Origin of the sequence: Mesorhizobium sp. M0239, assembly GCF_040321815.1 — a bacterium.
GTDB lineage: Bacteria > Pseudomonadota > Alphaproteobacteria > Rhizobiales > Rhizobiaceae > Mesorhizobium.
Map to the genome: position 1 here is coordinate 188,376 of NZ_JAMYSG010000001.1, position 15,844 is coordinate 204,219.

Genomic DNA, 15,844 nt, shown 5'->3' on the forward strand with positions numbered 1-15,844 from the left:
CGCTCGATTGATGTAACCCCCACATCGATTTCGCGTCCCACCGCGATGAGTGCTTCTCCGCTCGGAGAGCCTTGCCGCCCGGAAGCCACTACGAACCCTCGATTTTGTTGCGCTAGATAGATGGACCAGCGTCGATGACCAATTCCACGGAAGAGAAGCGGCCCTTCAACCTGTCGCGCTGGGCAATCGGCCATCCCGCCATTGCGCGGTTCCTGTTCGGCCTGATCATCATTTCCGGCGCGCTCGGCCTGATGCGTATGGGCCAGAAGGAAGATCCCGATTTCACCTTCCGGATCATGGTCGTCCAGGCGATCTGGCCGGGCTCCTCGATCAAGGAGATGGAAGACCAGGTCGTCAACAAGATCGAACGCAAGCTGCAGGAAACGCCGCATCTCGATTTCGTGCGCTCCTTCACTCGCGCCGGCAGCGCCATCATCACGGTGCAGATCAAGGGCGACACCAACACCGCCGAGGTGACCGACGCCTTCTACCAGGTGCGCAAGAAGGTCGGCGATATCCAGGGCGACCTGCCGCAGGGCCTGCTCGGGCCATATTTCAACGACGAGTTCGGCGACACCTTCATCACCTTGCATTCGATCAGCGGCGACGGCTTCAGCTATCCCGAACTGAAGAAGTTCGCCATCCAGGCGCGCGACATGCTTTTGACGACGCCCGGCGTCGAGAAGGCCGTCATCATCGGCGACCAGCCGGAAAAGCTCTATATCGACGTCTCGTCCAAGGCCCTGGCCGAACGCGGCCTGACGCTGACCGATCTGCAGAATGCGATCAAGGGACAGAACAATGTCGACCCGGCCGGCTCCGTCGATACCGGCACCAACTCGGTACGCATCTCCGTCGAGGGCGATGTCGGCAAGGTCGAGGATATCCGGAACCTGCGCCTGCGCGCCGGCGGCCAGGTCACAAGGCTGGGCGACATCGCCACGGTGACCTCGGGGCTGGAAGATCCGTTCCAGCGCAAATACCGCTTCAACGGTCACGACAGCGTGCAGTTGGGCGTCGTCATGGCCAAGGGCTTCAAGGTTACCGACGTCGGCAAGGATGTCGAGGCCACCTACAAGCGCTTCGAAGAGGCGCTGCCCTACGGCGTTGCGGTCGACCAGATCTCCGACCAGCCGGGCGTCGTCACCGATGCGGTGGCCGAGTTCATGCATGCGCTTGGCGAAGCGCTGCTGATCGTGCTCGTCGTCTCGTTCCTGTCGATAGGCTGGCGTTCCGGCCTGGTCATCGCCATCGCCATCCCGCTGGTGCTGGCTGCGACCTTCGCCATCATGTACGAACTCGGCATCGACCTGCAGCGCATCTCGCTCGGCGCGCTGATCATCGCGCTCGGTCTTCTGGTCGACGACGCGATGATCGTCGTCGAGATGATGGAGCGCAAGCTGGAGGAGGGGATGGTCAAGGTCGAGGCGGCGAGCTTCGCCTATTCCTCGACCGCCTTCCCGATGCTGACCGGCACGCTGATCACCACGGCCGGCTTCATTCCGGTCGGCTTCGCGGCCTCGACCGCCGGCGAATATGTCCGCACCCTGTTCTATGTCGTCGGCATCGCGCTGATCGTCTCCTGGTTCGTCGCGGTCTATTTCACGCCATGGCTCGGCAACATGATCCTCAAGCAGCGCAAGCATGCCGGCAGCCATCACGATGTCTTCGACACACGTTTCTACCGCCGGCTTCGTGCTACCGTCAGCTGGGCCGTGCGCCATCGCATCATCGTCCTGGTGATGACGCTGGTCACCTTCGGCACCAGCCTGTGGGCTTTCCAGTTCATTCCGCAGAACTTCTTCCCGCAATCGTCGCGGCCGGAAATCCTTGTCGACCTTTGGCTGCCGGAAGGCACCAGCATCAAGGAAGTCGAGGCGCAGGCCAAGGCGCTCGAAACCAAGATGATGGACGACAAGGACAAGCGTTTCATCGCCACCTATATCGGCGAAGGCGCGCCGCGCTTCTTCCTGCCGCTCGACCAGCAGCTGAGCAACCCCAACTTCGCCCAGCTGCTCGTCATGGCTAATGACGAACCGGCCCGCGAACGGCTGATCGTCAAGTTGCGCACCGTCCTGGCGCAAGACTTCCCATCCATCCGTGCCAAAGTCGATCGTCTGTTCCTCGGCCCGCCGACCGGCTGGCCGGTGCAGATGCGCGTCATGGGGCCGGATCGCCAGGAGGTGCGCCGCATCGCCGACCAGGTGAAGGCGAAGTTCCGCGAGGATCCGCTGCTTGGCGCCGTGCATGATGACTGGCTGGAGCCGGTTCCGGCGATGAAGCTGGTCATCGACCAGGATCGTGCCCGCGCACTCGGCGTCACCTCGCAGCGCATCCGCCAGATGCTGCAGGCGGCGATGTCCGGCGCGCCGCTCGACGACTTCCGCGACGGCGAGGAGACGGTGTCCATCGTCGCCCGCGAGCCGGATGCCAGCCGCAGCCTGCTGTCCTCGGTCGACTCGGTCTATATCCCGACCGACTTCGGTGGCTTCGTGCCGCTGTCGCAGGTTGCCAAGGTGGTGCCGGTGCTGGAGCAAGGCATCGAGTGGCGCCGCGACCGTCTGCCGACCATCAGTGTGCGGGCAACGCTGCCCGACGGCGTGCAGTCCAATGACGTCGTCACCAAACTGTACAAGGATATGCAGGGCCTGCGTGACGGATTGGCGCCCGGCTACAAGGTCGAGATCCAGGGCGGTGCGGAGGATTCGGCGGAAAGCCAAGCTTCGATCGCCGCCAAGGCGCCGATCATGCTGGCCGTCATCGTCGTGCTTTTGATGATCCAGCTGCAGAACTTCGGCAAGGCGATGCTGGTGCTGGCGACCGGTCCGCTTGGCATTATCGGTGCTGCCGCGGCACTCTTGATCAGCGGCGCGCCGTTCGGCTTCGTCGCCATTCTCGGCGTCATCGCGCTGCTCGGCATCATTATGCGCAACTCGATCATCCTGGTCGACCAGATCGACCAGGACATCGCCGCGGGCATGGACCGCTACGAGGCGATCATCGGTTCGGCCGTTCGCCGTTTCCGGCCGATCACGCTGACGGCGCTGACGGCGGTGCTGGCGCTGATCCCGATCTCGCGCGGCGTCTTCTGGGGTCCGCTCGCCTACGCCATGATGGGCGGCATCCTCGTTGCCACGGTGCTGACCATCCTGGTCCTGCCGGCCGGTTACGCCCTGTTCTTCGGCCGGGAGCCGAAGAAGCGCGGCGCGGAGGGACGGACGGACGATCTGGAACTGAGTCAGGAAGCCGAAAAGCCGCAACTGGCGCTGGCCGCCGAATAGATCGATCACGCAGTCGAAAAGGATCGGGCGCGCCGAAGCGCGCCCGATCCTTTTCACTTTTACGAGATCAGATGACGAAGAACCAGTTGGCGAGCAGCATCACCACCACGCCGGCGACCAGGGTCAGATAGGGCAGTATGCCCGCCTTTTTGACCGAGAGGTCGGCCCCCGTCATGCCGAGATCGGCCAGCATATGGTCGGGGAATTTGCCCTTGTCCTGGATATAGTGGCGGAAGCAGAACACCGGGATGATCAGGGCCGCCGTGATCAGGCCGGCCCACAGCGCCATCGGGTTCCACACCTTGGCGCCCGCGCCCATGAAGATCATGTTGACATAGGCGAAGATCGCGCCGACGCCGAGCAACCAGCTCGGCGCCTTCCAGGGCCGGGCGATATGGCCGTTGTCGATGCGGTGGATCCAGCCGGCGTTGAGGTTGAGGAAGTTGAAGATGATATAGCCGCAGTTCGACACGGCGAGGATGAAGAAGAAGCTCGTCGCGTCGGCCGAGGCAATGGCCAGCACGATCAGGTTGAAACAGAGATCGGTCCACATTGCCCGCGTCGGCGCGCCATGTTCGTTGACGTGGCTGAGATAGCGCGGCAGCCAGCCGTCGACCGAGCCTTGGTAGAGCGTACGCGAAGAGCCGGCCATCGCCGTCATGATGCACAGAACCAGCGCCAGGATCATCAGCATCACCAAGAGGCTGTGGATCAGCGCGCCGCCGCCGACCATGCCGGCCAGCGCGTCGGCGACACCGGAGCCGTCGACGATCGGTGTCGCCAGCATGCCGTTGAGGCCAAGCACGCCCTGGAAGGTGAACGGCACCAGGATGAACAGCAGCATGCACAAAAGGCCGGAATAGAAGATCGCCTTGAACGTGTCGGTGCCCGGGTTCTTGAACTCCGAGGTGTAGCAGACGGCGGTCTCGAAACCGTAGGTCGACCAAGCGGCGATGAACATGCCGCCAAGCACCAGCGTCCAGCCGGCAATGTTCCAGGCGCCGGGTTCGGGCGCATAGGCGGCCGCCAGCGGCACCAGCGGCGAAAAATTCGCCCAGTTGATCTGGCCGGTGATGATCGGCACCACGCCGACGATCAACATCGGGATGATGACCAGCAGGCCGATATATTTCTGCACGTTGGCAGTGCCGAGGATGCCGCGATGCTGGATGGCGAAGATGATCAGCATCAGCACCGCACCGATGAAGAAGGTCGCGTTGAGGGTGAACGAGACCGGACCCAGCGTGTGGCTGTAGAGCGTCCAGTTGCGGATCACCGGCGTTGCCGCGGCGGTCACCGCCGTGATGGCGTCGGCGGCACTCGTCCCGGCATGCGCCGCGATATAGGCGACGACATCGGGCGAGGTTTCGGTGAACAGCGGCACCGGCGCCAACGCGTTGAGGATATAGGCGGCGGCGATCGAGCAGCCGAGCGACAGCACCGGCGACCAGGCGAACCAGTTGCACCACACCGACAGCGGCGCGATGAACTTGGAATAGCGCAGCCATGCGGTGGCGCCGTAGATCGACGCGCCGCCCGACTTGTTCGGAAACAGTCCGGCGATTTCGGCATAGGTGAAGGATTGCAGGAAGCCCATGATCATGGAGAAGATCCAGATCGCGAAGGCCAGCGTGCCGGTCGTGCCGGCAATGCCGCCGATCGAGAACAGGACGAGGGCAGGCACACCGCTCGCCACCCAGAAGGCGCCGCGCCAGTCGATATTTCGGTGCAACTTGCCTTCGGCAAGCGGCTCCAGGACAGTCACTATCGTGCTCATATGTCTTTGTTCCCCATTTTGATGTTCCCCGTTCGTGACCGCCGCGGCTTCGCGAGGCTTCACCGACGCATGCATTGTTCGACTGCCGGTGTTTCCACTCAGTCGTATTTTTTTCTTAACAGTGAAGATTGATCCGGCGCGCTTTCAGGTCAAGCGAATTGTCGCGCCGTGCACATCACGCTTGCGAAACATGTCAGCTTGACACTGCCGCGGGCGGATTTTTCGGAAAAGGACGAGGGGGCTGGAAATGAAAAACCCGCCGGAGGCGGGTCGCGGCGCGAATCAGCACCATGGACGAATATGTAGCATAGCTGCCCTCAGCAGGTCAAGAAAAAATTCCTATCACGAACTGCCAGCACGGCCTCACTGTCTTGGGAGGAAGGGCGTCAGGAGCGTGGTTTGGTCTTTTGCGGATCGTAGTGGGCGAAGGCGACGACGCGCGCCGGCAGCCGCTTGGCATGGCCGTCGAGCTTGCCGATCTCGACCTCGGTACCGACAGCCGAATGGGTGACATCGAGCCTGGCCAGCGCGATGGTTTTGTTCAGCACCGGAGAACGCATGCCCGACGTGACCACGCCGATCTGGGCGCGGCCGACATGTACGCAATCGCCATGGCCGACGTCGACATTGGCGTCGATGTCGAGGCCGACCAGCTTCGTCTGCGGGTGCTCCTTGCGGCGGATCAGCGCCTCGCGGCCGATGAAATCGTCGGTCTTGCTCTTCAGCGGCACGGTGAAGCCGATACCCGCCTCGAACGGATCGGTCTGGTCGGAAAATTCGTAGCCGGCGAAGATCAGCCCGGCCTCGATGCGCACCATGTCGAGAGCCTGCAGCCCCATCGGCTTCAGCCCATGCGGCTGGCCGGCTTCCCAGATGGCGTCGAACACTTTTTCGGCGTCGCGCGGATGGCACCAGATCTCGTAGCCGAGCTCGCCGGTATAGCCGGTGCGCGAGACCACGACCGGAATGCCGTTGCCGCCACCAATGCGGGCGACGGCGAAGCGGAACCATTCGAGTTCGTCGATCGATGGCTGCAATGGCGAAGTCCAGATCACTTCTCGCAGGATGTCGCGGCTCTTCGGACCCTGCACGGCGACATTGTGCATCTGGTCGGTCGACGAGCGCACCAGCACGTTGAGACCCAGCTTGGCGGCCGTCTCGCGCAGCCATTCGCCGGACAGATCGTCGCCGCCGACCCAGCGGAAATTGTCCTTGCCGAGCCGCAGCAGGGTGCCGTCGTCGACCATGCCGCCATGCTCGTAGCACATGGCCGAGTAGACCACCTGGCCGACGCCCAGCTTCTTGACGTCGCGGGTCAGCGTGTATTGCAGCAGCGCTTCGGAATCCGGACCGGTAACCTCGAACTTGCGCAGCGGCGACAGGTCCATGATCACCGCGTCCTGCCGGCAGGCCCAGTATTCGGCGATCGGCCCGTCCTTGGCGAAGGAATTGGCCAGCCAATAGCCCCTGTACTCGCCGAAGTTGCGGGTGTGCTTGGCAAAGCTCGAATGAAAAGCTGTCTCGCGGGTCATTTTCGGTTCCGAATCGGGCGTCATGCGTCTGGCGATCGCTCGCGAGAATTTGTGCTGGCCGGAATAGGTCCGCACATGGATGTCGGTCGGGTTCCAGCCATTGGCCGGCGTCGTGTCGTCGGGGCAGGCGGAGGAAACGCAGACGATGTCGGTGAGCGCCCGCAGCAGCACGTAGTCGCCTGCCCGCGACCACGGCTCGTCGGACACCATGACGCCATGCGCGTCGATCGCGGTGTTGAAGAAGAAGTTGATCGCCATCCAGCCGGCGCGGGGCGTGACGCCTTTGTCCAACAACGCGCGATTAAAGTTCTCAGAGCAGTTGGTGTGGCCGGGATAGCCGATGTCGTCGTAATATTTGGCGGCGCAGGCGAGCGCGAAGGCGTCGTGCCGACCGCATGTGTCCTGCACCACCTCGACCAGCGGCTCCATGTCCTGGTCATAGTATTTGGAATGCAGGCCGGGCATCGGGTAGCTCGCACCCATCAGCGTGCGCGTTGTCGTCACGTCGAGCGGATGATCCAGTCCCCTGTCCAGCTTGCGCGCCGAAAAGCACTGGAAGTCGGTGCACTGGCGGCCGTCGACATCGATGATCTGCAGATAGTCACCGGCCTTGACGAAATAGGCCTCCGCCGTCGCCGAATGGACACGCAAATCGAGCACCGGGTCGGCCAGCGGGTCCGCCAACTGCGATTTCGCCGCCGGGCGGATCGTGGCGCGGCGAACGATGGCGGTCAGCGGCGTCGCCGTGTCGTGACCGTCGACCAGCATCGGCCCGCCGGGGGCCGCAATCAGCATTGAGCCGTCACGCGTGACCGTGAATGTTTGTTCTGTACCGGCAGGCGTAGTGGCGCCGAATACCCGCACCGCCTTGGCATGGTCAAGCTGCACCTGCCGGCGCGCGAGCCCGCCCCGCAGCGAGGCGAGACTGTCGTCACCCTCCATGAGCAGTGCCTTGATGCCGGCGGCATTGCTGTTCGATGTTTCACCAAAAATGCCGGAATCGGTCGCGCCGGTCCTGTCCCAGGCCAGCAACTCGCAGGCCTGGCCGCCTTCGACATTGCGCACGGTGACCGTGTCGCCGGCCTCGATGTCGATCAGCACCGCGCCATTGCCCTGGATCGTATAACGCTCCATGCCCGGCGGCAGCGCGATCTGGCCGGGCCTCAGGATGAGGCTTGGCCGGGGCGGTCCGGCAGCAATTGCGGGGTAGGGCGACTGGCTCATTTCAGCCTTGCGGTTCGAGAAACAAGTTTGCCTGTGTGTGAAATTATTTTAGCGGTAAGAATAGCAGTGCGCGTGCGTTTGGCAAGGCGAAGCGCACTTCTTCCCTTCTCCCCCAAGGGAGAAGGTGGGGCGCGCGCAAACGCTATTCGAAATCCTCGGAATGGCTGACCGTAACGCCGTACTCCGCAGCCGAGTCGAGCATCGTATGCCAAAGGCTTTCGGCAAAGGTCGCGAACACCAGGAGGTTGAACACCGCCAGGCCATCCGGCCGATCATTCCCGCGCCAGAGCGTGACGCTGGTGTGGTCCATCGACGTCGCAGCAGCGGCACCAATCGGAAACGAGGCGGCATGCAGGTCGATCGACGACAGCTTGGCGAGCATGGCGCGCGCCTGGATTCCGGAAACGCTGATCAACGCGCGTGCATGCGACTGGTCCGATAGCGAAGCGGGACCGGTGAATGCCGGCGCCAGCGTCCACATCGTGTGCTTGCCACTTTTCGACAGGATCAAGAACTGATCCGGCCCCGACCAGATCAGCGTGGCATCCGGAGTTTGTACCGCCTTCGGCGCATCCGGTGCCGCGATGCCGAAGCGGGTCCTAGTCGCCTTTGCCAGTTCGGCTCCTTTGCCGCGCCGCGCCATCACCTGGATCGGATCAAAATTGCGAACCTCGGTCAGCGAGACGCCAGCCTCGATACCGCGTGCACCATGCGCACCGGTGACAAGCGCTTTTTCAAGCGGACTGCGGGGAGTCCAGGAAAAATCAACCACGCTGACGCCCTCCATCCGGATCGTAGAAGACGGGATTGCAGAGTTCGACATCGTAGTCTTCGCCGCGCAATGGATCATGCGCGTGGACGATCTCGCCGATGCGCTCGCGGCCGCGTTCGACAAGCGCGAGCCCGATCCACTGATCCAACGTCGGCGAGAAGCAGACCGAGGTGACATAGCCCTGGTCGTTGCCGGGGCCGGGCGTCTGACCCTTCGGGATGATGTGCGCGCCAGAGCGCAAGCGGCGGCCCTTGTCGGTCGGCTTGATGCCGACCACGACCTGGCGATCCGGGGCGATCAGTGCCTCGCGTCCGGCCATCACGCGGCCGATGAAATCCTTCTTGGTCGACATCATTTTGCCGAGGCCAAGATCGGCGGCTGTCGTCGTGCCGCTCAGTTCCGGTCCGGCGACGTGACCCTTTTCAACGCGCATGACACCGAGCGCCTCGGTGCCGTAAGGCGTCACGCCGAATGGCGCTCCGGCCAGCATCAAATTGCGCGCCATGGCATCGCCAAAGCGCGCCGGCACCGAAATCTCGAAAGCCATCTCGCCTGAGAACGAGATGCGGAACAGCCTTGCCCTCAGGCCCCCGCGAAGTGCTACTTCGCGCGCGCCCATGAATGGAAAGCCTTCGTTGGAAAGGTCCTCGGTCGGATCGACGATTTCCCTCAGCAGGTCGCGTGTCTTCGGCCCGGCGATCGAGAATTGCGCCCACTGGTCGGAGACGGAAGTGAGCTGCACGTCGAGCTCCGGGAACAGCACCTGGCGGCAGAATTCGAGATGCTGCATCACCAGCCCGGCCTTGGCCGTGGTGGTGGTCAGGAAATAATGGTCCTCGGCCAGCCGCGATGTCGTGCCATCGTCATAGACGATGCCGTCCTCGCGCAGCATCAGCCCATAGCGCGCCTTGCCAACTGCGAGGCTGGAGAAGGTGTTGATGTAGACGCGATCCAGGAAGGCGCCGGCATCGGGGCCGTGCACGTCGATCTTGCCGAGCGTCGAGACATCGCAGAAGCCGACGCCACCGCGCACCGCCTTGACCTCGCGGGTCACCGATTCCAGCCAGTCCTTCTCGCCGGCGCGCGGGTACCATTGCGCGCGTTTCCACAGGCCGGTGTCGACGAAGACAGCACCTTGTTCCACGGCCCAGTGGTGCGACGGCGTCAGCCGCGTCGCATGGAACGTCTCGTCGCGGTGATGGCCGGCGAAGGCGCCGATGGCGACCGGCACGTAAGGCGGCCGGTAGATCGTCGTGCCGGTCTCGGGGATCGAACGGCCGCTGACCGCGGCCATGATGGCAAGGCCGGCGACATTCGAGGTCTTGCCCTGGTCGGTGGCCATGCCGAGCGTCGTGTAGCGCTTCAGGTGTTCGACGGATTCAAAGCCTTCGCGTTGCGCCAGTTCGATGTCAGAGGCGGTGACGTCGTGCTGGTAATCGACAAAAGCCTTGCCCTTGCCGGCGACGTGCCAGAGCGGCGTCAGCGAGAATGCCTCGTCGTCGGCGGAAGGCGCGGTACCCACTGTGCCGCCATGTCCCGTGTCACGCGCCGCTGCCGCGCCGGCGGCAAATCCCTGGCTCAGGCAGGCGCCGAGGCCGAAATCGCCATTGGCGGCGCCGGCGGCGACCATGCCGGGAGGCGCGCCGTCGGGCACGAAGGCGGAGATGTCGTCACGCCACGCTGGCCGACCGCGATGGAAGGAGGTCAGCCCGACCGCCGGGTTCCAGCCGCCGGAAACGGCGAGCCCGTCCGCTTCGACCTCGGCGCGCGCGCCGCCGGTGAGCGACACCGCGATTTTCCTGACGCCATCCTTGCCGCCATCGACGCCACTGACGGAACCATGCAGCACCGGGAAGCCGCCCTTGGAGGCCAGCGAACGATGCGCCGGCGACACTTCGGACCGTGCATCGATGACCGCCGCGATCTGTAGGCCGGCACCGAGTGCAGTCTCGACCGTGCGCCAGCCATCCTCATTGTTGGTGAACAGCGCGATGCGTTTGGCCGGTGTCGCCGCATAGCGCGCGACATAGGTGCGCATGGCGGACGCCATCATCACACCGGGCGTGTCGTTGCCGGCAAACACGATCGGCCGTTCGATGGCGCCGGCCGCGACAACGCAACGCTTGGCCACGATCCGCCACAGCCGCTGGCGCACCTGATGCTGAGGCGGCGAGGGCAGGTGGTCGTTGACCCGCTCGATCGCGCCATAGGTACCGCCATCGTAGACGCCGAATAGTGCCGTGCGGGTCATGATGCGGACGTCCGGCATATCAGCCAGTTCAGTCAGCGTCCGCGACAGCCATTCGGCTGCCGGCACACCATCGATCGTGCCGCCATCCGACAGCAGGCGGCCGCCGGGGACAAAATCCTCTTCGCACAGGATGACGCGGGCACCAGCGCGGCCGGCTGCCAATGCCGCGGCCAGACCGGCCGGGCCGGAGCCGGCGATCAGCACATCGCAATGCGCCCATGCCTTGTCGTAGTGGTCCGGATCGGCGACGCCTGCGGCGCGGCCAAGGCCGGCGGCGCGACGGATCGCCGGCTCGTAGATCGCTTCCCAGAATTTCGCCGGCCACATGAAGGTCTTGTAGTAGAAGCCGGCAACGAAGATCGGCGCGAACAGCTGGTTCACCGACATCACATCGTGGCGCAGCGATGGCCAGCGGTTCTGGCTGGCGGCTTCCAGCCCTTCATAGAGTTCGGCTGTCGTCGCCTTGGTGTTCGGCTCGCGCCGTGCGCCGGTGCGCAGCTCGACCAGCGCGTTGGGTTCTTCCGAACCGGCGGTGAGAATGCCGCGCGGGCGATGGTATTTGAACGAGCGGCCGACCAGCTTGACGCCATTGGCGATCAGCGCCGAGGCGAGCGTATCGCCCTGGAAGCCGGAGAAAGCCTTGCCGTCGAAACGGAAGTTCAGCGGCGCCGAGCGGTCGATGAGACCGCGATTGCCGAGCCGGTGTGTCTGCGCGCCGGCCATCACGCACCGACTTTCGCGGCGCCGGCACCCGCCGCCGGTTCGACCGACGAAATCTCGTGCGTCAGCGAGTTGCGGGTGACTTTCAGCCAGGCCCGGCAGCCGCCGCCATGGTACCAGTGTTCGCTGGTCTGTCCGGCGACATTGTCGCGCAGATAGACATAGTCGAAGACCTCGTCTTCCGAGGCGCCGGCTTCGGGCCGCACAGGCTTGGCGTCGCCGAGATAGGTGAACTCGCCGAGTTCGCGTTCGCCGCAGAAGGGACAGACAATGCGCATTTTCTTCTAAACCGCCTTCAATGCAGGTTCGGTTGGGCGCCCTGGCCCTTTTCGTCGATCATGGCGCCGGTCCGAAACCGGTCGAGGCGGAACCGTGCGGCCTCTTCGTGCGATTCGTCGCGCGCCAGAAGATGGGCAAAGACGAAGCCGGAGCCAGGCGTCGCCTTGAAGCCGCCATAGCACCAGCCGGCGTTGAGATAGAGCCCGTCGACCGGCGTCTTGTCGATGATCGGCGAACCGTCCATCGACATGTCCATGATGCCGCCCCACTGGCGCAGCAGACGCACGCGGCCGATCATCGGCATCAGCGCCATGCCGCCCTCGCAGACGTCCTCCATCACAGGCATGTTGCCGCGCTGGGCGTAGGAATTGTAGCCGTCTATGTCGCCGCCGAACACCAGCCCGCCCTTGTCGGACTGGCTGACATAGAAATGGCCGGCGCCGAAGGTCATGACACCAGGGATGAGCGGCTTGATCGCCTCGGAGACGAAGGCCTGCAGCACATGGCTTTCGATGGGCAGGCGCAGGCCGGCCATCGCCGCGACGCGCGACGAACTTCCGGCAACAGCCATACCGACCTTGCCGGCGCCGATCTTGCCGCGCGACGTCTCGACGCCGGTCACCTTGCCATTGGCGTCCCTGACGAAGCCGGTGACTTCGCAATTCTGGATGATGTCGACGCCGAGTTCGCTCGCCGCATGCGCATAGCCCCAGACCACGGCATCGTGTCGCGCCGTGCCGCCGCGTCGCTGCAACAGCCCGCCTTGTACCGGAAAGCGCGCATTGTCGAAGTTCAGGAACGGTATCATCTTCTTGACGGCAGCGAGGTCGAGCAGTTCGGCGTCGATGCCGTTGATGCGCATGGTGTTGCCGCGCCGCGCATAAGCGTCGCGCTGTGCGTCGGAGTGGTAGAGGTTGATGACGCCGCGCTGGCTGACCATTGCATTGTAGTTGAGGTCCTGCTCCATCCGCTCCCACAGCTTCATCGACAATTCGTAAAAGCCGGTATTGCCTGGCAGGCCGTAATTGGAGCGGATGATGGTGGTGTTGCGGCCGGCATTGCCGGAGCCGATCCAGCCTTTTTCGAGCACGGCGACGTTTCTGATGCCATACTCGCTGGCCAGGAACCAGGCGGTTGCCAGCCCGTGGCCGCCGCCGCCGATGATCACCACGTCGTAATGGTCCTTCGGCGTGGCGTCACGCCAGGTACGCTGCCAGTTCTTGTGGCCGGACAGGGCGGCGCGGGCGAGCGAGAAGATAGAATATTTCATCAGTTCATTCCGAGGTCGCTCGCACCGCGCTGGTGGTCAGATATCCAGCGTGTGGTCGCGCTCCCATTGCGTGAAGTGCGAAGCATAGGAATTCCATTCCTGGTGCTTCAGCTTTAGGTAGGCCGACGAGAATTCCTCACCCAGCGCCGCCTTGAGCGATTTGTCCTTGTCGAACTCGCGCAGCGCGTCGAGCAGATTGAGCGGCAGTTTTGGCGCGCCCTTCACCGTGTGCCCATGCTGGTACATGTCGATGTCGTAGCGCTTGCCGGGATCTGCCTTCGAGCGGATGCCGTCGAGGCCGGCGGCGATGATAACCGCCTGCAGCAGATAAGGGTTGGCAGCACCATCCGGCAGCCGCAGTTCGAAGCGGCCGGGGCCGGGCACGCGCACCATGTGGGTGCGGTTGTTGCCGGTCCAGGTCACCGTGTTCGGCGCCCAGGTGGCGCCCGAAATGGTGCGCGGCGCATTGATGCGCTTGTAGGAATTGACCGTCGGGTTGGTGATCGCGGCAAGCGCGGAAGCATGCTTCATGATGCCGCCGAGGAAATTCCGGCCCTTGGCCGACAGGCCAAGCTCCATCGCATTGTCGGCGAAGACGTTGGTCTTGCCCGATTTGTCCCAGACCGAGATATGGGCATGGCAGCCATTGCCGGTCAGGCCCTGGAAGGGTTTGGGCATGAACGTCGCGCGCAGGCCGTGCTTCTCGGCGATCGACTTGACCATGAATTTGAAGAACGAGTGCTTGTCGGCGGTCGCCAGCGCGTCGTCGAAGGCCCAGTTCATCTCGAATTGGCCGTTGGCATCCTCGTGGTCGTTCTGGTAGGCGCCCCAGCCGAGCGCCAGCATGTGGTCGCAGATCTCGGCGATGACGTCATAGCGGCGCATCACAGCTTGCTGGTCGTAGCAGGGCTTTGAGGCCGTGTCGTATTCGTCGGAAATCGTCTTGCCGTCCGGCGAGATCAGGAAGAACTCGGCCTCGACGCCGGTCTTGACATGCATGCCGTCGCTGGCGGCCTCCGCGATCAGCCGCTTCAGCGTGTTGCGCGGCGCCTGGTCGACCTCCTTGTCGTCCATGATGCAGTTGGCCGCGACCCAGGCGACCTCAGGCTTCCACGGCAGCTGGATCACCGAATCCGGATCCGGAACCGCCAGCATGTCGGGATGCGCTGGCGTCAGATCAAGCCAGGTGGCGAAACCGGCAAAGCCGGCGCCATCCTTCTGCATGTCGGCGATGGCTTGCGCCGGCACCAGCTTGGCACGCTGGCCACTGAACAGGTCAGTGTAGGAAATCATGAAATATTTGACGTTTTTCGCCCTTGCGAATTCAGCAAGATCAACTGTCACGGAAGTTCCCCATTTTTTGTCGATTGTGGCCCCAGAGCGTGTGGGCTTCGGCCCTTCATTGATTAGAAGCCGTTCTTCCCCGGTATCCAGTTGGTGCCGGCCAGCGGTACGCCGGCCATGGCGGCTGCCTCGATCGTCAGCGCGACGAGGTCCTCGGGTTCCAGATTGTGCAGGCTGTTCTTGCCGCAGGCACGGGCGATGGTCTGCGCTTCCAGCGTCATCACCTTGAGGTAGTTCGCCAGCCGGCGTCCGGCGGCCACCGGGTCGACCCGCTTCATCAGTTCGGGGTCCTGCGTGGTGATGCCTGCGGGGTCGCGCCCCTCGTGCCAGTCGTCATAGGCGCCGGCCGTGGTGCCGAGCTCGTTATACTCCGCCTCCCAGCGGGGATCGTTGTCGCCGAGCGCGACAAGGGCGGCCGTGCCGATCGAGACCGCGTCGACGCCGAGCGCCAGCGCCTTGGCGACATCGGCGCCGTTGCGGATGCCGCCGGAGACGATCAACTGCACCTTGCGGTGCATGCCGAGATCCTGCAGCGCCTGCACCGCCGGCCTGATGCAGGCAAGCGTCGGCATGCCGACATTTTCGATGAACACCTCCTGTGTCGCGGCGGTGCCGCCCTGCATGCCGTCGACGACGACGACATCGGCGCCGGCCTTCACGGCAAGCGCCGTGTCATAGTAGGGCCGGGCACCGCCGACCTTGACGTAGATCGGCTTTTCCCAGTCTGTGATTTCGCGCAATTCGAGGATCTTGATCTCGAGATCGTCGGGACCCGTCCAGTCCGGATGGCGCGAGGCCGAGCGCTGGTCGATGCCCTTCGGCAGCGTGCGCATTTCGGCGACGCGGTCGGAAATCTTCTGGCCAAGCAGCATGCCGCCGCCACCCGGCTTGGCGCCCTGGCCGACGACGACTTCGATCGCATCGGCACGGCGCAGATCGCGCAGGTTCATGCCATAGCGCGACGGCAGGTATTGATAGACCAGCTGCTTGGAATGGCCGCGCTCTTCCTCGGTCATGCCGCCATCGCCGGTGGTGGTCGAGGTGCCCGACAGTGTGGCGCCGCGCCCGAGCGCTTCCTTGGCGGGCCCCGACAGCGAACCGAAGCTCATGCCGGCGATGGTGATCGGGATCTTCAGCTCGATCGGCTTCTTGGCATGGCGTGAACCCAGCACGACCGATGTGTCGCAGCGTTCGCGATAGCCTTCGAGCGGATAACGCGAGATCGAGGCGCCGAGGAACAGGAGGTCGTCGAAATGCGGCAGCTTGCGCTTGGCGCCGGCGCCACGGATGTCATAGATGCCGGTCGCCGCCGCACGGCGGATCTCGGAAAGCGTATAGTCGTCGAAGGTCGCGGATTTGCGCGGCGTCGTCGGCGGGTTGCGATAGGTCATGCT

Annotated in this window: 9 protein-coding genes; 1 reads left to right on the forward strand and 8 read right to left on the reverse strand. The window is 64.0% G+C overall.

Translation table 11 applies throughout. The features are described from left to right. Positions 1 to 134: 134 nt before the first annotated feature. On the forward strand, positions 135 to 3,281 hold the full coding sequence (locus NKI99_RS00885) for an efflux RND transporter permease subunit (RefSeq protein ID WP_352609372.1): 3,147 nt from the start codon (positions 135 to 137) through the stop codon (positions 3,279 to 3,281). Between the two features lie 67 nt (positions 3,282 to 3,348). On the opposite strand, the gene NKI99_RS00890 is transcribed toward NKI99_RS00885, so the two are convergent. The 8 genes from NKI99_RS00890 to NKI99_RS00925 all read right to left on the reverse strand — a co-directional run bounded on the left by NKI99_RS00890 (position 3,349) and on the right by NKI99_RS00925 (position 15,841). Beyond that, the gene (locus NKI99_RS00890) at positions 3,349 to 5,058 is read right to left on the reverse strand and encodes a trimethylamine N-oxide permease (protein ID WP_352609374.1); all 1,710 of its coding nucleotides are present in this window, start codon (positions 5,056 to 5,058) and stop codon (positions 3,349 to 3,351) included. A 386-nt stretch (positions 5,059 to 5,444) separates the two neighbouring features. Continuing rightward, a complete protein-coding gene (locus tag NKI99_RS00895; protein ID WP_352609376.1) occupies positions 5,445 to 7,814 on the reverse strand; it encodes a trimethylamine N-oxide demethylase in 2,370 nt (789 codons plus the stop codon). Between the two features lie 142 nt (positions 7,815 to 7,956). Then, positions 7,957 to 8,586 (reverse strand): sarcosine oxidase subunit gamma, encoded by a 630-nt coding sequence (locus NKI99_RS00900; RefSeq protein ID WP_023808744.1) that lies wholly within the window; start codon positions 8,584 to 8,586, stop codon positions 7,957 to 7,959. Next, a complete protein-coding gene (locus NKI99_RS00905; protein WP_128302427.1) occupies positions 8,579 to 11,560 on the reverse strand; it encodes a sarcosine oxidase subunit alpha in 2,982 nt (993 codons plus the stop codon). Before NKI99_RS00905 ends, NKI99_RS00900 begins: the two co-directional genes overlap by 8 nt. Continuing rightward, positions 11,560 to 11,835 carry a sarcosine oxidase subunit delta gene (locus NKI99_RS00910; RefSeq protein ID WP_128302428.1) on the reverse strand — a complete coding sequence of 92 codons (276 nt, stop codon included), beginning with the start codon at positions 11,833 to 11,835 and terminating at the stop codon, positions 11,560 to 11,562. Before NKI99_RS00910 ends, NKI99_RS00905 begins: the two co-directional genes overlap by 1 nt. Before the next feature lie 17 nt (positions 11,836 to 11,852). Next, positions 11,853 to 13,106 (reverse strand): sarcosine oxidase subunit beta family protein, encoded by a 1,254-nt coding sequence (locus NKI99_RS00915; RefSeq protein WP_352609378.1) that lies wholly within the window; start codon positions 13,104 to 13,106, stop codon positions 11,853 to 11,855. Between the two features lie 36 nt (positions 13,107 to 13,142). Continuing rightward, on the reverse strand, positions 13,143 to 14,450 hold the full coding sequence (gene glnT / locus NKI99_RS00920; RefSeq protein WP_352440034.1) for a type III glutamate--ammonia ligase: 1,308 nt from the start codon (positions 14,448 to 14,450) through the stop codon (positions 13,143 to 13,145). 62 nt (positions 14,451 to 14,512) lie between these two features. Then, positions 14,513 to 15,841, reverse strand: coding sequence for an FMN-binding glutamate synthase family protein (locus NKI99_RS00925; protein ID WP_023808740.1), 1,329 nt, complete (start codon positions 15,839 to 15,841; stop codon positions 14,513 to 14,515). Positions 15,842 to 15,844 lie beyond the last annotated feature (3 nt).

Excerpts from the sequence above, each read along its gene's own strand:
- NKI99_RS00885 (WP_352609372.1), top strand. The coding sequence starts at position 135 with ATGACCAATTCCACGGAAGAGAAGCGGCCCTTCAACCTGTCGCGCTGG.
- NKI99_RS00890 (WP_352609374.1), bottom strand. The coding sequence starts at position 5,058 with ATGAGCACGATAGTGACTGTCCTGGAGCCGCTTGCCGAAGGCAAGTTG.
- NKI99_RS00895 (WP_352609376.1), bottom strand. The coding sequence starts at position 7,814 with ATGAGCCAGTCGCCCTACCCCGCAATTGCTGCCGGACCGCCCCGGCCA.
- NKI99_RS00905 (WP_128302427.1), bottom strand. The coding sequence starts at position 11,560 with ATGGCCGGCGCGCAGACACACCGGCTCGGCAATCGCGGTCTCATCGAC.
- NKI99_RS00910 (WP_128302428.1), bottom strand. The coding sequence starts at position 11,835 with ATGCGCATTGTCTGTCCCTTCTGCGGCGAACGCGAACTCGGCGAGTTC.
- NKI99_RS00915 (WP_352609378.1), bottom strand. The coding sequence starts at position 13,106 with ATGAAATATTCTATCTTCTCGCTCGCCCGCGCCGCCCTGTCCGGCCAC.
- NKI99_RS00925 (WP_023808740.1), bottom strand. The coding sequence starts at position 15,841 with ATGACCTATCGCAACCCGCCGACGACGCCGCGCAAATCCGCGACCTTC.